Raw genomic sequence first — 21,330 nt, 5'->3', positions numbered from 1 at the left:
GATCTGGATTACTTCAAGAAGGTCAACGACACCCACGGCCACGCGGTCGGTGACCAGGTGCTGATTCACGTGGCCAATATCCTGCGCCGGCGGCTGCGCGCTTCCGACCTGGTGTGCCGGGTCGGCGGCGAGGAGTTCACGGTGTTACTGCCGGACACCGGGCTCGAGGAAGCGATCAAGGTGGCGGACAGCCTGCGCCGCCTGATCCGCGACACCCCCTACCGGGAACAGGCGGTGACGGTCTCGCTCTCCTGCAGCATCGGCGTGGCCCTGTGGCGGCGCGACGGCGACACCCTGGAACAGCTTATGGAGACCGGCGACAAACGTCTCTACCAGGCCAAGCAGGCCGGGCGGGATCGTGTGGAAAGCGGCCCGGTGGCGGGCTGAAGCCGCGGCGAAGGTGGACCCGTCGCACCCGGTTGCCGATACTGAGTGCCGACCAAGACCCGTCGCCGGCCGACACCGGGCCGCAAGGAGAAGTCATGAGCGATACCCGTTTGGAGAAGGATTCCCTGGGAGAGATCGAGGTTCCCGCCGAAGCACTCTGGGGCGCCCAGACACAGAGGGCGGTGGACAACTTTCCGATCAGCGGCCGGCACCTGCCGGACCGCTTTATCCAGGCGGTGGTGCGTGTGAAGCGCTGCGCCGCCAACGTCAACGCCGACCTGGAGTTGCTTGACGACCAGCGCCGCCGGGCCATCGTCGCCGCCTGCGACGAACTGCTGGGCGGCGCCCACACCGACCAGTTTCCGGTGGATGTGTTTCAAACCGGTTCCGGCACCAGCACCAATATGAACGTCAACGAGGTGATCGCCCGGCTGTGCGGCGACGCCGGCGTGCACCCCAACGACCACGTCAACCTGGGGCAGAGCAGTAACGACACCATTCCCACCGCCATGCACCTGTCCTCGGTGATGGCGGTCAGCGAGCAGCTGCTGCCCGACCTGGAACACCTGATCGCCACCCTGGGCCTGCGCGCGCGGGAGGGGAAAGACCTGGTGAAAACCGGCCGCACCCATCTGATGGACGCCATGCCGGTGACCGTGGAGCAGGAACTGCGCACCTGGGTGCTGCAGCTGCAGGCCGCCAGCGAGCGTCTGGCGCGCGCCCGCAACGAGCTGCACGCGCTGCCCCAGGGCGGCACCGCGGTGGGCACCGGCATCAACGCCCATGCGGAATTCGGTGACCGCTTCGCCGCCGCCCTGGCGGACGACACCGGTGAACCCTTCACCGCCTTGCCGTATCCTTCGGTGGCGCAAAGCGCGGTGGACGCGCCCTTGAACCTGTCCGCCGCCCTGCGCGGCCTGGCGGTGGTGCTGATGAAAATCAGCAACGACCTGCGCTGGATGAATTCCGGGCCGATTCACGGGTTATCGGAGCTGCAGCTGCCGGCCACCCAGCCCGGGTCGTCGATAATGCCCGGCAAGGTAAACCCGGTAATCTGCGAGTCCGCCACCATGGTGGCGGCCCAGGTCATGGGGCTGGACCAGGCCAACACCGTGGCGGCCCAGAGCGGCAACTTCCAGCTCAACGTGATGCTGCCGCTGGTGGCCACCAATCTGCTGGATATGACCCGCTGGCTGGCCAACAGCTGCCGTAATCTGGCCGACCAGGCCATCGAAGGGCTGACCTGGAACCAGGAGCACCTGGCGGAAGGCGTGGGCCGCAACCCGATTCTGGTCACCGCCCTGAATCCGGTGATCGGCTACGAAAAGGCCGCCGCCATCGCCAAGGAAGCGTTTTCCACCGGCCAACCGGTGATTGAGGTGGCGCTTGCGCACACCGATCTGGATCGCCAGCGTCTGGAAGCGCTGCTGGATCCCCTTAAACTGACCGGCCCGGGCTGAACCCGGGGCCGTGACCCTGTTTCACTTTTTAATTTTTGTTTGGTGATGGAGAGAGCAATGAGTAACGACCTGACCATTCAGCGCACCGCCGAAGCGGTGGAATCGCCGCTGGTGATCAACAGCATTCTGGAATCCGGCGTGCGTAACGCTCCCGAGCAGGAGATCGTCTACGCGGACCAGCGTCGCATGAGCTACCGGGATCTGGAAGAGCGGGTCAACCGGCTCGCCGGCGCGCTGGCGGAGTGCGGGGTCAAGCCCGGCGACACCGTGGCGGTGATGGACTGGGACACCCACCGTTACCTGGAAGCGTTCTTCGCCATCCCGATGATGGGCGCGGTGCTGCACACGGTGAACGTGCGCCTGAGCCCGGAACAGATTCTCTACACCCTGAACCACGCCGAGGACGACGTGATTCTGGTGAACCGGGAGTTTCTGCCGGTTCTCGAAGAGCTGAAAGACCGCATCGAAACCGTCAAACGCTACGTGCTGCTGGACGACGAAGGCGGCAACCTGGATTCCCAGCTGGACATTGCCGGCGAGTACGAAGCCCTGCTGCAACAGGCCCCGGCTGAATTCGATTTCCCGGAGCTGGACGAAAACACCCGCGCCACCACCTTCTACACCACCGGCACCACCGGCCTGCCCAAGGGCGTGTACTTCTCCCACCGGCAGCTGGTGCTGCACACCTTCGCCGGCCGCGCCGCGCTGTCCGGTTCCGGGCATGGACGTTTCAACCAGGACGACGTCTACATGCCGATCACGCCCATGTTCCACGTGCACGCCTGGGGCGTGCCCTATGTGGCGACGCTGCTGGGCGTCAAGCAGGTGTACCCGGGCCGCTACCTGCCGGAGACCCTGCTCAAGCTGCTGGTCACCGAGAAAGTCACCTTCTCCCACTGCGTGCCCACCATCATCCAGATGCTGCTGCAGGCCGAGGCCGCCAAGAACGTGGACCTGAAAGGCTGGAAGGTGATCATCGGCGGCTCGGCGCTGCCCAAGTCCCTGGCCAAGGGCGCGCTGGAGCGCGGCATCGACATCTACACCGGTTACGGCATGAGCGAAACCTGCCCGCTGATTTCCCTGGCGTTGCTGCCCCCGGAGCTGGAAGACGCGGACCTGGAAACCCAGGTGGACTACCGCACCCGCACCGGCCGCCCGGTGCCCATGGCTCAGATGCGGATCGTCGACGACAACATGAACGAAGTACCCCGCGACGGTAAAACCCAGGGCGAGCTGGTGCTGCGCGCGCCCTGGCTGACCCAGGGTTACCTGAAGGACGAGGACAACTCCAAGAAGCTGTGGCACGGCGGCTGGATGCACACCGGGGACATCGGCGTGATCGACGCCGACGGCTGGCTGAAGATCACCGACCGTATCAAGGACGTGATCAAGACCGGCGGGGAGTGGATCTCTTCCCTGGATTTGGAAGGGCTGATTCTGCAGCACGACGGCGTGGCCGAATGCGCGGTGGTCGGCGTGGAGGACCAGAAATGGGGCGAGCGCCCGGTGGCCCTGGTGGTCAAGGGCGGTGAAGTGGACGAAGACGCGATCAAGGAACTGGTCAGCCAGTACGCCGACAAGGGCGTGATCAGCCGCTACGGCATCCCCGACCGGGTGGTGTTCGTGGACGAGCTGCCCCGCACCTCGGTGGGCAAACTGGACAAGAAGAAGATGCGCGCCGAAATGGTGTGACACCCCCTGCCCGGGCCGGCGTCCGCCGGCCCGTTTTTCCTTCCCGTTGATCCGAATTTTCACCCTGCCAGAAGCGGAAACCGTGTAGGCTGCGGGAACCACGCTCACCGGACCGGGTCTGTTACCTGGCAGGCCCGGGGCGTTCGCGCGTGGGCCCGGCCAGGGACGGGCCGATATCCTAATGATAAACCGAGCGCACCTTAAGCCGGGCCGGCCTCAACAGGCACCGGGGTGCCTGTGAGCCTGGAGTAGAATAATGTTGCGAGTGATCGCGGGTCTGGCGGTGATCGCCGTACTGGCCGCCGCCGGTTGGTGGTGGTTGAGTGATGGGGAGAGCGCCGCCGCGCCGCAGCGTCCCGCCACGACGGTGAACGTGGTGCCCGCCATCAGCCGGCCGCTGAGTGACAACCTGGAAGTGGTGGGCACCGCCCGCGCCACCCGCGCCATTGTCCTGGTCACCCAGGTGGACGGCCGGGTCGACAAGATCCATTTCCAGGAAAGCCAGGAAGTGGAAGCCGGCGACCTGCTGGTGACCCTGGACGACCGCGCCGCCCGCGCCGAGACCGACCGCACCCGCGCCGACTACCAGCGCGCGCTCTCCGATTACCAGCGCGCGTCACGGCTGGTCGGCGGCAGCGCCATTTCCGAAGCGGAAGTCGCCAACCTGAAAACCACCATGGAGTCCGCCCGGGCGACCATGGAGTCCAGCCGCGTGGCACTGGATGACCATTACCTGCGCGCGCCGTTCGACGGCGTGGTGGGGCTGCGCCAGGTGGACGAGGGGGCCTTCCTGCAGGTGGGGGCGCCGATCACCACCCTGGACAGCGTGCGCAACCTGGAGGTGAACTTCCAGGTGCCGGAACGCTACCTGTCCGAGATCCGCCCCAATCTGACCGTGGAGGTCACCAGCGACGCCTACTCGGGCAAGGTGTTCCGCGGCAGAATCGCCATGCTCGACAGCCGCGTGGAGGCCGCCAGCCGCAGCCTGACGGTCAAGGCGCTGCTGGATAACGCCGACTCCCTGCTGCGCCCGGGCCAGTTCCTGCAGGTGTCGGTGTTGCTGGCGGAGCATCCGGCGCTGCTGGTGCCGGAGCAGGCGGTGATCTCCCAGGGTGCGCAGAGCTATGTGTTCACGGTGAGCAACGACGATGTCGCCGAGCGGCTGCCGGTGAGTCTGGGCGGGCGCCGCGACGGCTGGGTGGAAATCACCGCCGGCCTGGACCAGGGGCAACCGGTGATCGTTAACGGCCACAGCCGTCTCGGCAGCGGCGCGCCGGTCAAGGTGGTCGATGATGAAGGGGCTCTGATGCCCGCCCAGCGCGCGCTCCTGGAGGAGCCGGCCTGATGGTGCTCAGCGATGTGTCGGTCAAACGGCCGGTCTTCGCCACCGTGGTCAGCCTGCTGATCGTGGTCTTCGGCATCAGTGCGCTGATGAAGCTGCCGATCCGCGAATATCCCGATATCGACCCGCCCCAGGTGTCCGTGGAAGTCACCTACGAAGGCGCCGCCCCGGAGGTGCTGGACACCCAGATCATCCAGGTGGTGGAAGGGGCCATCGCCGGCGTCGAGGGCGTCAGCCGGATAGAGTCCCGCTCGCGGCTGGGCTCGGCGCGCACCTCGGTGGAATTCGATCTGGACCGGGACCTGGATATCGCCGCCAACGACGTGCGCGACGCCGTGTCCCGCATCATCAATCAGCTCCCCGAAGAAGCCGAAGCGCCGGTGATCGCGAAGAGCGACTCCGACGCCCGGCCGATCATCTGGGTGACGCTCAGCAGCGACACCCTGGCCACCCAGGAACTCACCGACTTCGCCGAACGCAGCCTGGTGGACCGCTTCGCGGTGCTCGACGGCGTGTCCGAGGTGAACATCGGCGGCGAGCGCCGCTACGCCATGTGGGTCTGGCTGGACCGCCAGCGCATGGCCGCCAATGGCATCGCGGTCAACGACATCGCCACGGCGCTGCGCGCCAATAACGTGGAGCTGCCCGCCGGGCGCCTGGAGTCCGACAGCCGCAGCTTCACGGTACGCGCCGACAACCGGCTCGCCACCGTGGAGGAATTCCGCGATCTGGTGCTGCGTCAGCAGGGCAGCTACCAGTTGCGGGTGGGTGACGTGGCGCGGGTGGAGCTGGGGGTCGAGAACGACGACACCGAGCTGCGCGCCAACGGCGAGACCGCCGTGGGCCTGGGCATTATCCGCCAATCCAAGGCCAACACCGTGTCGGTCTCGGACAATGTGCGCGCCGAGATCGAGCGGATCCGCGAAAACCTGCCCGCCGACATCGCGCTGGACGTCAATTACGACGAATCCCTGTTTATCCGCGCCTCCATCCGGGAAGTGCTGATCACCCTGGGCCTGTCCATGACCCTGGTGATCCTGGTGATCTTCGCGTTCCTGGGCAACCTGCGCGCCACCCTGATCCCGGCCGTCACTATTCCGGTGTCGGTGATCGGCGCCTTCATGGGCCTGGGGGCGTTGGATTTCTCCATCAACGTGCTCACCCTGCTGGCGCTGATCCTCGCCATCGGCCTGGTGGTCGACGACGCCATCGTCATGCTGGAGAACATTCAACGCCGTATCGACGAAGGCGAATCCCGGCTGGTGGCCGCCTACCTGGGGGCACGCCAGGTGGCGTTCGCGGTGGTCGCCACCACCCTCACCCTGGTGGCGGTGTTCGTGCCGATTTCGTTCATGGGCGGCGACGTGGGGCGGCTGTTCGGCGAGTTCGGCTTCACCCTGGCGGCGGCGGTGGTGATTTCCAGCGTGGTGGCGCTCAGCCTGGCGCCGATGCTGTGCTCGCGCTGGCTGCACCGCCACCGCAAGGAAGACGAAAACAAACACCTGCTCGAGCGGGGTCTGGCCCGTCTTAACGGCGGTTACGCCAGGGGCCTGAAGCGTTGCCTGGCCAACCCCTGGCCGGTGCTGGGCGTGGCGGCGCTGATCTGTGTGCTGGCCGGCCTGGCGTACACCGGCGTGCCCCGGGAGCTGGCGCCCACCGAGGACCGGGGCGTGTTCATCGTGCCGGCCACCGCGCCCCAGGGCGCCACCGCGGACTACACCACCCACCACATCAAGGAGGTGGAAGCCCTGATGCAGCCGTTGGTGGACAACGGCGAGGCCGAGCGGGTGCTGTCCATCGTCGGCTTCCGGGGGCAGCCGGAAAACGCCTTTATGATCACCCGGCTCAAACCCTGGGGCGAGCGCCAGCGCAGCCAGCAGGAGATCGTCCAGCAACTGCGCGGCGAGCTGGGCCAGGTGGCGGGCCTGCGCGCGTTCGCGGTGAACCCGCCGGGCCTGGGGCAGAGCGCCTTCAACCAGCAGCTTGAAGTGGTGATCGGCGGGCCGGACTACGAATCGGTGCAGCGCTGGAGCGAATCGGTGATGGCCTCCATGGAGGACAACCCCAACCTGCTCAGCGTGGACACCAACTACGAGGAAACCCAGCCGCAGCTCAACGTGGAACTAAACCGGGAGCGGGCCGCCGACTTCGGCCTGTCCGCCGCGGACGTGGGCCAGACTCTGCAGGCCATGTTCGCCACCCTGCAGGCCTCCACCTATGTGGACCGGGGCCGCGAGTACGATGTGCTGCTGGAAGCCAACGAAAGCGAAGCGCGGGTGCCCGACGACGTTAATCCGATTTACGTGCGCACCGACGCCGGCGAGCTGGTGCCGCTCTCCAGTGTGGTGGATCTGAAAACCGTGGGCGCCTCGCCGGAACTGCGCCGGGTGGACCGGCTGCCGGCGATCACCCTGTCCGCCAACATGGCCGAAGGCTATGACCTGGGCCGCGCCATCGACTTCGTGGAGCAGACCGTCAACGACACTCTGCCGCTGGAAGCGCGCCTCAGCTACAAGGGCATGGCGGAGGAATTCACCGAGGCGTCGTCGGCGATCTTCATCACCTTCGGCCTGGCCCTGCTGATCGTCTTCCTGGTGCTGGCGGCCCAGTTCGAAAGCTGGATCCACCCGCTGATCATCATGCTCACGGTGCCGCTGGCCATCGCCGGCGCGATCCTGGCGCTGCGGGTCACCGGTAACAGCCTGAACATCTACAGTCAGATCGGTATGATCATGCTGCTCGGCCTGATGGCGAAGAACGGCATTCTGATCGTCGAGTTCGCCAACCAGCTTCGGGATCAGGGTTACAGCGTGGCCGAGGCGGCCTACCAGGGCGCCATCATCCGCTTCCGGCCGGTGCTGATGACCGGGGTGTCCACCATCTTCGGCGCCGTGCCTTTGGTGCTGGCCACCGGCGCCGGCGCGGAAAGCCGCATCACCATCGGCGTGGTGATTCTCGGCGGTCTGTTGTTCGCCACCGTGCTCACCCTGTTTATTATTCCGGTGCTGTACGCCTGGCTGGCGCCCTACGCCAAATCCGCCGACGCCGTGAAACATCAATTGGAACAGGAGCTGCCCGGTGCACCGCGACAGTCCCCCGCCTCTTGAATACGAACTGGTGCGCAGCCGGCGGCGCTCCCTGGAAGTGCGGGTGCGCGTGGACGGCAGTGTGCAGGTGCGCGCTCCACTGAGACTGGCCGCCTACCGGGTGGAAGCCTTCGTGGACTCACGCCGGGACTGGATCCGCGATCAGCAGCAACGCATGGCGGCCCGGCCCCGGGTGCGCTGGCGCGACGGCGACCCCTGCCAGTACCTGGGTGAGCCGCTCACCCTGCGCGTCGCCGCCGCCGCCAGGGCGCGGGTGGCACGCCACGGCGACGAACTCCACGTGGGCGTGCCCGACCCCCACGACGAAGCCGCCGTCAGCCACGCGGTGCACGAGTGGTGGCGCGGGCTGGCGCGGACCCGCTTCCAGGAGAGCATCGAACGGCAGTTTCCCTGGTTCGCGGAACGGGGCCACCGGCTGCCGGTGCTGCGGGTGAAAAAGATGCGCAGCCGCTGGGGCTCGCTGTCCCGGCGCGGCTACATCAACCTGAGCCTGGCACTGATGCAGTACCCGCCGGCGGTGATCGACTATGTGGTGATGCACGAGCTTTGCCATCTGGAATACATGCACCACGGCCCCGCCTTCCACGCCTTGATGGACCGCCGGATGCCGGACTGGCCGGCCCGCAAGCGGCGCCTGGACGGCTGAGGTTTTACCCTTTTTAAACGCACGCCGACTTGTATTTCACCCGCCTTCCTTTTCCATGGTGGCATGGATATGTCAGCGCTTTTAAATGAGATCAAACAACGCGACCCTCACCACGCCCATTTTCACCAGGCCGTTGAAAGCCTGCTGAAAAGTGTCTCCGGGTATCTGGACCAGCACCCGGAGCTGCAAGAGCAAGGGCTGCTTGCCCGGCTGCTGGAGCCGGAGCGGGCGATCCGTTTCCGCGTGCCATGGGTGGACGACCGGGGCCAGGTTCAGGTCAACCGGGCCTACCGGGTGCAGATGAACGGCGCCCTGGGCCCCTACAAAGGCGGGCTGCGTTTCCACCCCTCGGTGAACCTGGACGTGCTCTCTTTTCTGGCGCTGGAACAGACCATCAAAAACGCGCTCACCGGGCTGCCGTTGGGCGCCGGCAAGGGCGGCGCCGATTTCGACCCCAAGGGACGCAGCGACGCGGAGATCATGCGTTTCTGCCAGGCGTTGATGGCGGAGTTTCACCATCACATGGGGCCGGACATCGACGTGCCCGCCGGTGACATGGGCGTGGGCATGCGCGAAGTGGGCTATCTGTTCGGCATGTACCGCAAATTGTCCCGTTCCTTCGGCGGCGCCTTCACCGGCAAGAGTGTGGACTTCGGCGGCAGTGTGCTGCGGCCGGAAGCCACCGGCTACGGCGTGATCTATTTTCTACAGAGCATGCTGGCCCATCAGACTGAGAATCTCAGCGGCAAGACCGTGGCGGTGTCCGGCGCCGGCAACGTGGCCCGGCACGCCGCCGCCAAGGCGCTCGAGGAAGGCGCCACCGTGGTCACCCTGTCCGATTTCCGTGGCACGGTTCACGCCCCCGAGGGCCTGGACGACGCCCACTTGGACGCGGTGGCGCGCATCAAGGCGGACGGCGGCGGCCTGGACCGGCTCGCTGAAGAGTTTGACGGCATCGAGCATTATCAAGGGGAGCGGCCGTGGCGGTTCGACTGCCAGGTGGCGCTGCCCTGTGCCACGGAAAACGAACTGGAGGAAGACGACGCCCGGCGGCTGGTGGACAACGGCTGTCGCTGGCTGGCGGAAGGCGCCAATATGCCGTGCACCGCGGCGGCGGTGGCGGTGTTCAAGGACAGCGACATGCTGTACGCGCCGGGCAAGGCGGCCAACGCCGGCGGCGTGGCGGTGAGCGGCCTGGAAATGAGCCAGAACAGCCGCCGCGAATCCTGGTCCGCCGGCGAGGTGGACCGGCGGTTGCGCGACATCATGGAGCGCATCCACCGCCGCTGTCTGGAACACGGCGGCGATGAAGCCCGTCCGGATTACCTGACCGGCGCCAGTGTCGCCGGCTTTCAGCGCGTGGCGCGGGCGATGCTGGGGCAGGGCATTATCTAGCCCGGCGTCAGGCCGGGCGCACGGTGAGCTTGTGCTGGGCCAGGCGCGGCGGGTCCGGGAAGTCGATCAGCGCCTCGGCGCCGATATCGCGCAGGAACGTATCCGCCCGGCGGCGGTTGTCCGCGTCCAGGCCGTTCAGGTGGTCGCGCACCCGCTGGATCATCCACAGGCTGTAGGGGCGGATGATACGGCTGCCTTCGCGGCCCTCCAGGGTAAAGGCGTGACTGCCCAGCGCCCGGGGCAGGGTCTCGCCGGGGTGTTCCGCCATCCAGGCGCGCACGTGATGGGCCACGTCCACCATCGCCGGCAACATTTCCCTGGCCAGGCGCTTGAGCACCGGCAGCAGGGTTTCCGGGATGCTGTCGTTGTCGTCCAGCGGGGCGCGCAGGCCGCCGGGCTCGAAATGCAATTGCTCCACCCAGCGTGCCACGTTCGGCGCCCGTTCGCGCATCAGTTTGCCGGCCGTGGGGTCCCGGTACAGGTGGGCGTAGAGCGGCCCGATCAGGCCGAAATCCGCGATCGTCGCCTGGCCGCCCAGCAGGGCCGGGTGCTCGGCGAAATGGGCGTCCAGCTCGGCGAGCAGGTTCTCGTAGGCGGTCTCCACCGCGGGCACCATGTCCTCGGTGGCGCCCAGCAGGGTGGCCGCCTTGGAGAACGGCACCGCCAGTTTCTGGCCGATGGCCAGCTGGTTTTCCGCGGACTCATCGGGGGCGTTCATGGCGCCGAATTCCGCCATCGCCCAGTCGCGGTCGTAGAACCACCGGTAATGCATGGCCGGAATCACCAGCCACTCGTCCCCGTAGGCTTCCAGCATCAGCGCCACCAGCTTGCGCAACGGCGTGGCCGGGTGCAGCGCCGGGCCGTCGTCGGTTCGCGCCTGTTCCAGGGTTTCGATGATCACCGTGCTGTCCTGGAGGATGCGACCGTTCCCATCGCGCAGCACCGGGATCACCGGCGCGCCCACCGCCGGCACGATCACCTGGCGGTAGACGTCGGCGGTGGAGAGTACCTCCTCGAACGGTATCGCGGCCCAGCGCAGGTAGGCGCGGACTTTTCCGGTGAAGTAACTGACTTCGGCCCCGTACAGCGTGGTGGTCATGGTCTAGTTCCTGGTTCCGTTTTTGGCGGGCAAGAAAAAACCCCGCATGAAGCGGGGTTCTTCCCGGTCGTTGAGGTCGTCTTATTCGCCGACGACGTTCGCGGCCTGCGGTCCCTTGGGACCTTGCTGAATGTCGAAAGTGACTTTCTGACCTTCCGCCAGAGTGCGGAAGCCCGAGCCGTTGATCGCGCTGAAATGCACGAACACATCCGCGCCACCGTCATCCTGGGAAATAAAGCCGAAACCCTTGGATTCGTTGAACCATTTCACGGTACCAGTAGCCATTGAATCAATACCTCGAAAAAACTGAACATAGGGTGTTGCTTGCAAACCAGGAGGGGGTGTTCGGAGACTTCTTGGGCTTCACGCGAAGGAAGGCAACTACCAAAACCAACCACTGCCAAATCTGCAGCAATTTGACTTTACTACCCTTTTTTGCGCCGTTCCAAGCCTTTTTTTGTTAAACGCGGCCGGCGTCGCGCCGGGCTTATTTGAACCCGGCGGCGATCTCCAGTTCGCGTATCGATTGCTCCAGATAATCCAGCAGACGCTGCATGGACGGCAGTGTCCGGCGGCAGGCAATCAGCCCGAATTCGATCTGACCCCGGTAACTGGTCAGCGTCATGTTCAAGGCGATGCGGTCCAGCACGATGGACACCGGGTACATGCCCTCCAGCCGCGCACCGTTCCAGTACAGCGGCTCGCGCGGCCCCGGCACGTTGGAAATAATCACGTTGAAGGCACGCCATTTCGGCGCCAGGCCGGTGAGCAGATTCAAGCCGGTGGGCGCCATGCTGAGCGCGGTGAAATTAAGAATTTCTTCCGGGCTCATTTGCGAGAAACGCTTCTTCGCCTCGCGCACCGACGCCTGCACCACACGCAGACGGTTGGCCGGGTCGCAGATGTGCGTGCCCAGGTTGGCGAGGATCATCGCGATCTGGTTGCCGCCGGCGCTGTCGTCCTTGCGCAGGGACATCGGCACCATGGCGATCAGCGGGCGGTCGGGCAGGGCGTTCTGGCTGATCAGGTATTCCCGCAGCGCGTGCCCGCACATGCTCAGCACCACATCGTTGAGGGTGCAGTTAAAGGCGCCGGACAAACGCTTGAGGCGATCCAGCGAATAACTCTGCGCCGCGAACCGCCGGGACCCGGTGATGCACTGGTTCAGAATGGTGTCCGGGGCCTGGAAGATGGAAACGAAATTGGGGTCGTCCTTGGCCTTCTGGGTGACGCTGTAGATCTCCCGGGCGAGCGCCGGCACCGTGGCGATCTGGCGGCTGGCGCCGGTGGTCAGACGGGCCAGGCTGCTGACCGCGTCCACCGGGTTGCTGGGCAGGCCCCGGCCGCGCTTCTTCGGCTTGTAGGCCCACACCGGCGGCAGATCCCGCTCTTCCGGGTCCGGCGACAGCGCGCGCATGCCCATGCGCATGGCGGAGATACCGTCCACCACCGAGTGGTGCACCTTGGTATACAGTGCGAACTGACGGCCGCGGATGCCCTCGATCAGATGGGCTTCCCACAGTGGCCGCTCCCGGTCCAGCAGGTTGGAGTGCTCCGCGGACACCAGCGACAGCAGCTCACGGATGCGACCGGGTTTGGGCAGCGCTTCATGGCGGAAATGGTGATCCATGTCGAACTGCTGGTCTTCCATCCACTGGTACTGGCCGAAGCGGCGGGTCAGACGCTGGTTGAAGGGCGGTTCCGGCGAGGAATACTCGCGGATCGAGCGCGCCAGCTCGCTGACGTACTTGGGGCCGGCGCCCTCCGGAAATGAAAACAACTGCAGTCCCGCCACATGCATCGGCTGCTGGCGTTTCTCCAAATACAGAAACAGTTGATCCACGGGACTCAACGTTTTCATGCCATCCCCTTTTTATTATGGAAAGTGGTGATTTCTTTCATATTAGCAGAGCCTTTCCGGCCTGACTGTGCCTTCCTTGTAAGACTTCCAAGGTACCCCGGTGCTGCGGGTAACGCTCGTAAAATCATGGGTTGCAAGATATCTGCCATGGTCTCGCCACCCGCCGGTCATACCCGTTCCCCAGTCTGAGACCGACATCCAAAGGCGGAGCCAGACATGAAGGCGTTATCCTGGGTAATCGCCGGCACCTTGATGGCCGGTGGCGTTCACGCGGACGTTCTGATCAGTGAGTATGTGGAAGGCAGCGGCTTTAACAAGGCCCTGGAGCTGTATAACGGCGGCGCCGACACCGTCAGCCTGGACGGCTACCGCCTGGAACGCTACTCCAACGGCGGCACCGACGCCTCCGGCGTGCTCGAGCTGGACGGCGAGAGCCTGGCGGCCGGGGCGGTATTGGTGATCGTCAGCAGCCAGGCCGGCGCGCCGCTGAACGGGCTTGGCGATATCAGCAGCGGCGTGATCAGCCACAACGGCGATGACGCCTATGTGCTGCGCGACGCCGACGGCGTGGTCGACAGCTTCGGTCGTGTCGGCGAGGACCCGGGCAGCGCCTGGGGCAGCGGCGACACCACCACCGTCAACCAGACCCTGCGCCGGCTGGAGACCGTCACCACCGGTGATACCGTGATCGATGACGCCTTCGACCCCGCCGACCAGTGGCGGGCCTTTCCCGAGGATACCCTGGACGGCCTGGGCGTGTATGGCGAAGGGGCCGGTGACGGTGGCGACGACGGCGGCGATTCGCCCCCGGCGCTGGGCGCCTGCGGCGACGCCGACACACCGCTGTCGGTGGTGCAGGGCAGTGGCGCCAGCACCCCCCTGGACGGCGAAACCGTGGTGGTGGAATCCGTGGTCAGCGCCGTCTACCCGGACCTGGACGGCTTCTTCCTGATGGAACCGGCCGCCGACCGGGACGACAACCCTGCCACCTCGGAAGGTCTGTTCGTGTACGCCCCCGACGCGGCGGTGAACCCCGGTGAGCGGGTCCGGCTGGCGGGCACCGCCGGCGAATACTTCGAGCAGACCCAGGTGAGTCTGCAGGGGGAGCCGCTGGTCTGCGCGGTGGAGCAAACCCTGGAGCCGGTGGCCTTCACGCTGCCGTTCGCCGATTGGAGCGCCCCGGAAGCCCTGGAAGGCATGCTGGTGAATGTCAGCCAGACGCTCACCGTCACCGAGGTCTATGATCTGGCCCGTTTCGGCAGCGTGGTGCTCGCCGAAGAGCGCCAGTGGATCCCCACCCAGGTGGCGGAACCGGGCGCCCCGGCGAAGGCGGTGGCGGACCGCAACGCCCTGGGCAGTATCGTTCTTGATGACGGCCTCAACATCCAGAACCCGGAGCCGGTGCGCTATCCCGAGGGCGGTCTTTCCGCCACCAATACCCTGAGGGTGGGCGACCGGGTCGACCCGGACTTCCGCGCCGTTGTCAGCTACAGCTTTGAAGAGTGGCGGCTGCAGCCGGTGGACGAAATCACCTTCCGCGCCGCCAACCCGCGCCCGGCGGCGCCGCCCCGGGCGCCGGGCAGCAACCTGCGGGTGGCCGCCTTCAACGTGCTTAACTTCTTTAACGGCGACGGCCAGGGCGGCGGCTTCCCCACCGCCCGCGGCGCCGACAACGCCGAGGAGCTGGCGCGCCAGAAAGCCAAGCTGGTGGCGGCGCTCACCGCCCTGGACGCGGACATCATCGGTCTGATGGAAATCGAGAACGACGGCTACGGACCGGATTCGGCGATCGCCGAACTGGCCGAGGCCCTGGGGCCGGCGTGGCGCTTCGTGGCCCACGGCGAGGCCGGGCTGGGCAGCGACGCCATCGCCGTGGGGCTGCTCTACCGCGATGATGTGGTGGCCGAGGCCGGCGAGGCGGCGACCCTGGACACCGGTGCCTTCGGCAACGAGACCAACCGCCACCCGCTGGCGCAGAGCTTCCGCCTGCTCAACAACGACCAAGTGCTGACGCTGGTGGTGAACCACTTCAAGTCCAAGGGCAGTTGTCCGGACGACGGCGTCAACGCGGCCCAGGACGATGGCCAGAGCTGCTGGAACGCGGAGCGCACCCAGGCCGCCGAGGACCAGCTCGCCTGGCTGGCCGGGCAGCCCACCGGGGTGGCGGACGAGGATGTTCTGGTGCTCGGAGACCTGAACGCCTATGCCCTGGAAGACCCGGTGCGGGCCTTCCAGGACCAGGGTTTCGTGGATCTGCTCACCCGCTTCCAGGGCGACCAGGCCTACAGCTACCTCTTCGACGGCGAAACCGGACATCTGGATCACGCCCTGGCCAGCCCGTCCCTGGATGCCCGGGTGGTCGACGCCGGCGCCTGGCACATCAACGCGGACGAACCCCGGGCGCTGGATTACAACCAGGACTTCAAAAGCGATCAGCAGATCGACGACTTCTTCGCCGCCGATGCCTACCGGTCGTCCGACCACGACCCGCTGCACGTCGACCTGAACCTCACCGCCGACGACGGCGAGGCGGCCCCACCGGCCGACGACGACAGCGGCGGGGGCGGCGGCCTGGGCTGGCTGTGGCTGGCCCTGGTGTTGGCCGCCGGGCGCCGCCGCCGCGCCTGATCCGGCGTCGAGACCCTTCCCGCTTTCCGTTATCATCGGCGATTCAACGGAACGGGAAGGGCCCTAATGCCAAAAAAATACGCCGACCGTCGTCGCCGCGCCTTTGTGATCGCCTTGCAGGAATCCGACGCCCACTGGGGCGCCCTGTTCGGTGATGAGGTGTTCTACGATCTGAACTATTCCGATCTGTTCACCCGCATGTGGCTGGCCCGGGACCGGGCGTTCACCAAAACCGAGCTCTACCGTTTCATGCCCAAGGTCAGCCACCGCACCGCGGTGAAGTACGTGCAGACCGCCATCGAGAAGGGCCTGCTGGACGAGACCGTGGACGACCAGGACCGCCGCCGGCGGCGCATCACCATGTCGCCGCAGCTGCTGAAAGTGATCGAGGATTTCCTCGACGCCTCCCTGCAGACCTTCGAGAAGCGCCGGGTCTTTTCTTGACGACGCCTTGCGGGCGCCGGCCGCAGACTGCCGGAATGACGACTGCGACCCCCCAACGGTTCGCCGCCGTGCTGTTCGATCTGGACGGCACCCTGGCGGACACCCGGCTTGATTTCACCGCCATCCGCGCCGAGGTCGGCGTGCCCGAGGGCATCGGCGTGCTCGAGTACCTGGACCGGCTGGAGGACGCCGCCCGCGCCGAGCAGGGCCGCCAACGCCTGCACGAGTTCGAGATGCGCGGCGCCGACGCCGCCGAATGGATCGACGGCGCCGAGTCCCTGCTGCAACGGTTGGCGCGGGCGCGGGTGCCCACCGGCATCCTCACCCGCAACAGCCGGGCCGCGGTGGCCCGCACCGGCGAGATTCTGGATCTGGCGGTGGACTGCATTCTCACGCGGGAGGATTGTGCCCCGAAACCGGATCCGGAGGGGCTGTTGATGCTCAGCCGGCAATTGAGCGTGCCGCCCGAGGCGTGCGTGTACGTGGGGGATTTCGTCTACGACCTGCAGGCCGCGCGCAACGCGGGCATGGCCGCGTGTCTATTGCGCAACCCCGGCAACCAGCGGTTCGTCGATCAGGCCGATCTGGTGATCGACCGTCTCGACGAACTGCTGCCGCTGGCCGGGCTGGATCACTCGTAGTCGAACGAGAAGTGCTCCGGCGCCAGCTGCATGGTGCTCTTGGTGGGTTTCAGGGCCGCTTCCGCGTGGCCCTTGGCGGTGGGCAGCATGCGCTCGAAGAAGAACTCCGCGGTGGCCAGCTTGGCCTGGTAGAACTCCTTCGGCTCGGCGCCGCCGTGCTCCAGCTTGTCCGCCGCCACTTTCGCCTGCAGCGCCCAGAAGTACGCCATCATCGCGTAGCCTGAGTACATCAGGAAATCGTGGCTGGCGGTGCCGACCATCTCCCGGTCCTTGGCGGCGTTGAGCATGATGCGGGTGGTCAGGTAGTTCCACTCGGCGGCGATCTTCAGCAGCTTCCAGGCATAGGGACGCAGCTGGCCGTCGCGCAGGTTCTTGGTGCCGAAATCCACCAGTTTCTTGGAGAAATCACGGACGCACTTGCCGCGGCTGGAGAGCAGCACCTTGCGGCCCAGCAGGTCGAGGGCCTGAATGCCGGTGGTGCCCTCATAGAGCGTGGCGATGCGCGCGTCGCGCACGATCTGCTCCATGCCGTGTTCCTTGATGTAGCCGTGGCCGCCGAAAATCTGCATGGCGTCGTTGGCCACTTCCAGGCCCTTCTCGGTGAGGAAGCCCTTCAGGATCGGCGTCAGGAAGCCCAGCTCGCTGTCCCAGCGATCGTATTTTTCCTGATCGTCTTCCAGCATCCCGGAGATCATGTTGTCCGCGTACTGCGCGGCGAAGTAGATCATCGCCCGGCCGCCCTCGGCGATCGCTTTCTGCTTGAGCAGCATGCGGCGCACGTCACCGTGGTGGATCAGGGCGTCGGCCACCGCGTCCGGGTCTTTCTTGCCGGACAGGGCGCGCATGGAGCGGCGTTCCTTGGCGTAGGGCAGTGAACCCTGGTAGGCCAGCTCGGCGTGGGCGATGCCCTGGCAGGCGGTGCCGATGCGCGCCGAGTTCATGAAGGTGAACATGCACTCCAGGCCCTTGTTCTCCTCGCCGATCATAAAGGCGGTGGCCTCGTCGAAGTTCATCACGCAGGTGGCGGACGCCTTGATGCCCATCTTCTTTTCCAGGGAACCGCACACCACGCCGTTGCTCTCGCCGATCTTGCCGGGCAGGTACTTGGGCACGATGAACAGGGAAATGCCCTTGGTGCCCTTGGGCGCGTCCGGCAGACGGGCCAGCACGATGTGAACGATGTTCTCGGTGAGATCGTGGTCGCCGGAGGAAATGAAGATCTTGGTGCCGGTGATCTTGTAGGAGCCGTCCGCCTGCGGCTCCGCCTTGGTCTTCACCTGACCCAGGTCGGTGCCGCACTGCGGCTCGGTCAGGCACATGGTGCCCGCCCAGGTGCCTTCGGTGAGGGGCGTCAGATAGGTGGCCTTCTGATCCTCGTCACCGTGCAGCTGAATGGTGTTCATGGCGCCCAGCGACAGGCCCGGGTACATGGCGAAGGGCCAGTTGGCGGTGCCCATCATTTCCTGCTTGAACAGGCCCAGCGACATGGGCAGGCCCTGGCCGCCGTACTCCGCCGGGTGGGACAGGCCCTGCCAGCCGCCGGCCACGTACTCCTGGTAGGCTTCTTTATAGCCCTTGGGCGTGGTGACCTGGCCGTCTTCCAGCTTGCAGCTCTCGTGATCGCCACTGTGGTAGAGAGGACCGATGGTGTTCTCGCACAACTTGGCCAGCTCGCCAAGGATCGCTTCCACCATGTCCGGCGTGGCTTCCTCGCCGTTGGGCAGCGTCTTGTAGTGGCTCTCGAAGTCGAACACTTCGTTGATCAGAAAGCGCATATCGCGCAGGGGGGCCTTGTAGGTCGGCATAACACACCCTCGTCAGCAATTCCGGACGCGAACCGGAGGGTTCGCTTCACAATAGCCCGGCATTCTTAGCGAACAAGCGTTGACTGACATTGACGGAGCAGCGGCGTGTCGCGGCTACAGGGTGAATCGGCGCTTTGTAAGCGCCTTGAGAACGGCTATACACAGAGTTGAACGGCCGGCGGCGGGCTCAGCCCTTGTCCTTGCCCTTCCAGCTGTACATGGAGGTGGAAACCCCGGTGCGCCGCGCCACCTGATCCCAGAGCTTGCGCGGCAGCACCCCCTTGAGCAGCTCCACGGAGCGGGCCATGGGCGGCTCGATCACGAACGCTTCCCCCTTGGCCACCCCGTTGAGAATGCTGTCGGCCACCCGGTTGGGCGTCAGCATGGGGGAGAACAGCGGCGTTTTAACGCCCTTGAACATGCCCGTGGCGATATAGCTGGGGCACACGGTGGTCACCTTCACCTGTTTCAGGCCGCGCTCCAGCATCTCCAGGCGCAGGGATTCGGAAAAGCCCACCACCGCCCATTTGCTGGCCGCGTAGGTACTGCCGTAGGGCAGGCCGATAAACGCCGAGGCGCTGGCGATATTGACCAGATGGGCACGCGGCGCGGCGATCAGATCGTCCATGAAGGCGTGGGTGCAGGCTATCAGCCCTTCGCTGTTGACCTTGAAGGTGTCCAGGTGGCGCTGCAGGTCGACCTGTTCGAATTCGCCGCCGAACACCACCCCGGCGTTGTTGATCAGCATGCTGATCGGGCCGCGCTCTTCGTGCAGCTTGTCGCGGAAACGGGCGATGGTGGCGGTCTTGCTCACGTCCAGGGTGTAGGCGTGGGCGTTGCCGCCGGCGTTACGGATGCATTCCACCACCTCGCGGGCGGCGGCGATGCGCCGCGCGGTGACGATCACTTCGGCGCCCCGGGCGGCCAGCTTCTCCGCCATCAGGCGGCCGATGCCGGCGCCGGCGCCGGTGATCACAACACGGTGGTTATCGAATCGGGTCATGGGCGCTCCAATGAAGGTTGCGAAGATTATTTGGGCAGTTTGATGCCGATCAGCAGCACGCGGCCCTGCTCCACGGTGCGGGCGCGCAGCTTGAGGCCGCCCAACCGTACCGTGTCGCCCACCACGGCCTGCTGGCCGAACTGCCGCTCGAACACCGCCTCCACGGTCAGGCCGTGCAGCAGAGGGTCGATCTGCTCGATGCCGTACACCGCCACCAGCTGCTCCACCGGCACGCCGCCGCGCACGAAGAAATCGCCGTAGAAGCGCTTCTCGTCCTTGGAGAGACGGTGGCACAGATCCGATAAATAGTCGCGCTCGCCCACCGGCGCCAGCCAGGTGACCAGATCACCGGCCTCGATCACCGGGTCCTCGGCCAGGTTGCGGAACTCCTTGTTGCGGATGATCAGCAACGGCGTGATGCGCGGCGTGGTGATCGCCCCCAGCCGCTGGCCTTCCGCCTTGGCGGAGGCGTCCACCTCGAACTGCATGACATAGCGGTCGCCGGTGGCCGCCAGCGGCACCATCTGTTTGGGCGGTGTGGTGGCCGGCACCGACACCTTCAACCAGCGCGCCATGTAGCGCAGGCTGGCGCCCTGGGCGAGCAACGAAATCAGCACCACCACCAGGGTGATGTCGAACAGCAGCCGGGTCTGGCCGACGCCGGCCAGCAACGGGAACACCGCCAGCACAATGGGCACGGCGCCGCGCAGACCGGTCCAGGAAATAAACAGCTTCTCGCGCCACTTGAAACGGAACGGCAGCAGGCTGACCCACACCGACAGCGGGCGCGCCACCACCATCAGGAACAGCGCCACCAGCAGGGCATTGATCAGGCCGTCGCCGATCAGCTCCGAGGGCGTCACCAGCAGCCCCAGCATCAAAAACATGCCGGACTGGGCCAGCCAGGCCAGGGAATCCATCGAGCGCAGCACGTTGTCGCCGGTGCCGCCGCGCCGGTTGCCCGCCACCAGGCCGGCCAGGTACACCGCCAGGAAACCGCTGCCGCCGGCCAGGTTGGTGGTGGCGAACACCATGGCGCCGCCGCTGCACAGCAGCAGCGCGTGCAGGCCTTCGTTGCTGCGCGCGCGCAGCAGAATCTCGCTGAGCAGCGCGCCCAGACCCAGGCCCAGCAGCATGCCCAGGCCGAACTGCTGGATCAGGGTAATCAGCATTTCCCAGCCGAAGCTGACCTCCGGGTTCATCATCACCCCCACCAGCATCAGGGTGATAAAGATCGCCATGGGGTCGTTGAGGCCGGATTCGATCTCCAGGGTGCTGGCCACCCGCTCGTTGATGGTCACGCCGGCGCCCTTGACCACATTGAAGACCGCGGCGGCGTCGGTGGAGCCGATGATGCCGCCCAGCAGCAGGCCCAGGCGCCAGTCCACGTCCATCAACCAGGTGGCGAAGGCGCCCACCAGCGAGGCGGACAGCATCACGCCCACGGTGGCCAGGCTGAGCGCCGGCTTCAACGCCAGGCGGAAGGTGGTCAGCCGGGTGCGCAGGCCGCCGTCGAGCAGAATAATCGCCAGGGCGATGTTGCTGACCACATAGGCCAGCGAGAAATCATCGAACTGAATGCCGCCGATACCGTCTTCGCCGGCCACCATGCCCACCACCAGGAACACCAGCAGGGAGGGCACGCCGATGCGCGCACTCAGGGTGCCCAGCAGCAGCCCCACGAACATCAGGCCGGTGCCGATCAGCAGGAAAACGTTCAGTGATTCCAAATGCGCTCCGGGAATATCAGGGGTAAAACGAACAGAGCATCAAGTATATAGAAAGGCCGGTGTCGACTCACTGTCGGACCGGCGCAGCCG

The 21,330-nt window shown here is 66.0% G+C and carries 16 protein-coding genes; 10 read left to right on the top strand and 6 right to left on the bottom strand.

Going from position 1 to position 21,330, the window contains the following annotated elements; translation table 11 throughout:
* From ACEQZD_RS08970 to gdhA, 7 genes are all read left to right on the top strand, one after another.
* Nucleotides 1-387 (top strand): GGDEF domain-containing protein (locus ACEQZD_RS08970; protein ID WP_370185043.1); only part of this gene is annotated, 387 nt, incomplete at its 5' end.
* 95 nt (nucleotides 388-482) lie between these two features.
* Nucleotides 483-1,847 (top strand): lyase family protein, encoded by a 1,365-nt coding sequence (locus ACEQZD_RS08965; protein WP_142947967.1) that lies wholly within the window; start codon nucleotides 483-485, stop codon nucleotides 1,845-1,847.
* Between the two features lie 57 nt (nucleotides 1,848-1,904).
* Nucleotides 1,905-3,539, top strand: a complete 1,635-nt coding sequence (locus ACEQZD_RS08960; protein ID WP_067606278.1) for a fatty acid--CoA ligase — start codon at nucleotides 1,905-1,907, stop codon at nucleotides 3,537-3,539.
* A gap of 256 nt (nucleotides 3,540-3,795) precedes the next feature.
* Entirely contained in the window at nucleotides 3,796-4,884 is a 1,089-nt protein-coding gene (locus tag ACEQZD_RS08955) for an efflux RND transporter periplasmic adaptor subunit (protein WP_370185041.1), read from the top strand.
* Nucleotides 4,884-7,988, top strand: coding sequence for an efflux RND transporter permease subunit (locus ACEQZD_RS08950; protein ID WP_370185039.1), 3,105 nt, complete (start codon nucleotides 4,884-4,886; stop codon nucleotides 7,986-7,988). The genes ACEQZD_RS08955 and ACEQZD_RS08950 overlap by 1 nt, the downstream gene beginning before the upstream one ends.
* Nucleotides 7,960-8,634 carry a M48 family metallopeptidase gene (locus ACEQZD_RS08945; protein WP_370185037.1) on the top strand — a complete coding sequence of 225 codons (675 nt, stop codon included), beginning with the start codon at nucleotides 7,960-7,962 and terminating at the stop codon, nucleotides 8,632-8,634. Before ACEQZD_RS08950 ends, ACEQZD_RS08945 begins: the two co-directional genes overlap by 29 nt.
* 63 nt (nucleotides 8,635-8,697) lie before the next feature.
* Complete coding sequence (gene gdhA, locus ACEQZD_RS08940; protein WP_370185035.1) at nucleotides 8,698-10,029, top strand: NADP-specific glutamate dehydrogenase; 1,332 nt, start codon at nucleotides 8,698-8,700, stop codon at nucleotides 10,027-10,029.
* A 7-nt stretch (nucleotides 10,030-10,036) separates the two neighbouring features.
* On the opposite strand, the gene ACEQZD_RS08935 is transcribed toward gdhA, so the two are convergent.
* The 3 genes from ACEQZD_RS08935 to ACEQZD_RS08925 form a co-directional block, all read right to left on the bottom strand.
* Nucleotides 10,037-11,128 (bottom strand): glutathione S-transferase, encoded by a 1,092-nt coding sequence (locus ACEQZD_RS08935; RefSeq protein ID WP_185956871.1) that lies wholly within the window; start codon nucleotides 11,126-11,128, stop codon nucleotides 10,037-10,039.
* A gap of 81 nt (nucleotides 11,129-11,209) precedes the next feature.
* Nucleotides 11,210-11,413 (bottom strand): cold-shock protein, encoded by a 204-nt coding sequence (locus tag ACEQZD_RS08930; RefSeq protein ID WP_142947974.1) that lies wholly within the window; start codon nucleotides 11,411-11,413, stop codon nucleotides 11,210-11,212.
* A 202-nt stretch (nucleotides 11,414-11,615) separates the two neighbouring features.
* The gene (locus ACEQZD_RS08925) at nucleotides 11,616-12,989 is read right to left on the bottom strand and encodes a wax ester/triacylglycerol synthase family O-acyltransferase (protein ID WP_142947975.1); all 1,374 of its coding nucleotides are present in this window, start codon (nucleotides 12,987-12,989) and stop codon (nucleotides 11,616-11,618) included.
* A 216-nt stretch (nucleotides 12,990-13,205) separates the two neighbouring features.
* On the opposite strand from ACEQZD_RS08925, the gene ACEQZD_RS08920 reads away from it, so the two are divergent.
* From ACEQZD_RS08920 to ACEQZD_RS08910, 3 genes are all read left to right on the top strand, one after another.
* Entirely contained in the window at nucleotides 13,206-15,617 is a 2,412-nt protein-coding gene (locus ACEQZD_RS08920; RefSeq protein ID WP_370185033.1) for an ExeM/NucH family extracellular endonuclease, read from the top strand.
* A 66-nt stretch (nucleotides 15,618-15,683) separates the two neighbouring features.
* Nucleotides 15,684-16,061 (top strand): MarR family transcriptional regulator, encoded by a 378-nt coding sequence (locus tag ACEQZD_RS08915; RefSeq protein WP_228547914.1) that lies wholly within the window; start codon nucleotides 15,684-15,686, stop codon nucleotides 16,059-16,061.
* Between the two features lie 35 nt (nucleotides 16,062-16,096).
* Nucleotides 16,097-16,702 carry an HAD family hydrolase gene (locus tag ACEQZD_RS08910; RefSeq protein ID WP_370185031.1) on the top strand — a complete coding sequence of 202 codons (606 nt, stop codon included), beginning with the start codon at nucleotides 16,097-16,099 and terminating at the stop codon, nucleotides 16,700-16,702.
* Here the strand turns inward: ACEQZD_RS08910 and ACEQZD_RS08905 are convergent.
* From ACEQZD_RS08905 to ACEQZD_RS08895, 3 genes are all read right to left on the bottom strand, one after another.
* Nucleotides 16,693-18,507 (bottom strand): acyl-CoA dehydrogenase C-terminal domain-containing protein, encoded by a 1,815-nt coding sequence (locus tag ACEQZD_RS08905; RefSeq protein WP_370185029.1) that lies wholly within the window; start codon nucleotides 18,505-18,507, stop codon nucleotides 16,693-16,695. The genes ACEQZD_RS08910 and ACEQZD_RS08905 overlap by 10 nt on opposite strands.
* Nucleotides 18,508-18,694: 187 nt before the next feature.
* Entirely contained in the window at nucleotides 18,695-19,510 is an 816-nt protein-coding gene (locus tag ACEQZD_RS08900) for an SDR family NAD(P)-dependent oxidoreductase (protein WP_370185027.1), read from the bottom strand.
* 26 nt (nucleotides 19,511-19,536) lie between these two features.
* Nucleotides 19,537-21,240 (bottom strand): potassium/proton antiporter, encoded by a 1,704-nt coding sequence (locus ACEQZD_RS08895; RefSeq protein ID WP_142947980.1) that lies wholly within the window; start codon nucleotides 21,238-21,240, stop codon nucleotides 19,537-19,539.
* Nucleotides 21,241-21,330 lie beyond the last annotated feature (90 nt).

It is taken from the genome of Alloalcanivorax sp. (assembly GCF_964221125.1).
GTDB lineage: Bacteria > Pseudomonadota > Gammaproteobacteria > Pseudomonadales > Alcanivoracaceae > Alloalcanivorax > Alloalcanivorax venustensis.
Note: the sequence above shows the minus strand (reverse complement) of the source record. Positions and strands in the feature narration are given on the sequence as shown.

Excerpts from the sequence above, each read along its gene's own strand:
- ACEQZD_RS08960 (WP_067606278.1), top strand. The coding sequence starts at position 1,905 with ATGAGTAACGACCTGACCATTCAGCGCACCGCCGAAGCGGTGGAATCG.
- ACEQZD_RS08935 (WP_185956871.1), bottom strand. The coding sequence starts at position 11,128 with ATGACCACCACGCTGTACGGGGCCGAAGTCAGTTACTTCACCGGAAAA.
- ACEQZD_RS08965 (WP_142947967.1), top strand. The coding sequence starts at position 483 with ATGAGCGATACCCGTTTGGAGAAGGATTCCCTGGGAGAGATCGAGGTT.
- ACEQZD_RS08900 (WP_370185027.1), bottom strand. The coding sequence starts at position 19,510 with ATGACCCGATTCGATAACCACCGTGTTGTGATCACCGGCGCCGGCGCC.
- ACEQZD_RS08915 (WP_228547914.1), top strand. The coding sequence starts at position 15,684 with ATGCCAAAAAAATACGCCGACCGTCGTCGCCGCGCCTTTGTGATCGCC.
- ACEQZD_RS08920 (WP_370185033.1), top strand. The coding sequence starts at position 13,206 with ATGAAGGCGTTATCCTGGGTAATCGCCGGCACCTTGATGGCCGGTGGC.
- ACEQZD_RS08930 (WP_142947974.1), bottom strand. The coding sequence starts at position 11,413 with ATGGCTACTGGTACCGTGAAATGGTTCAACGAATCCAAGGGTTTCGGC.
- gdhA (WP_370185035.1), top strand. The coding sequence starts at position 8,698 with ATGGATATGTCAGCGCTTTTAAATGAGATCAAACAACGCGACCCTCAC.
- ACEQZD_RS08905 (WP_370185029.1), bottom strand. The coding sequence starts at position 18,507 with ATGCCGACCTACAAGGCCCCCCTGCGCGATATGCGCTTTCTGATCAAC.
- ACEQZD_RS08925 (WP_142947975.1), bottom strand. The coding sequence starts at position 12,989 with ATGAAAACGTTGAGTCCCGTGGATCAACTGTTTCTGTATTTGGAGAAA.
- ACEQZD_RS08950 (WP_370185039.1), top strand. The coding sequence starts at position 4,884 with ATGGTGCTCAGCGATGTGTCGGTCAAACGGCCGGTCTTCGCCACCGTG.
- ACEQZD_RS08910 (WP_370185031.1), top strand. The coding sequence starts at position 16,097 with ATGACGACTGCGACCCCCCAACGGTTCGCCGCCGTGCTGTTCGATCTG.
- ACEQZD_RS08955 (WP_370185041.1), top strand. The coding sequence starts at position 3,796 with ATGTTGCGAGTGATCGCGGGTCTGGCGGTGATCGCCGTACTGGCCGCC.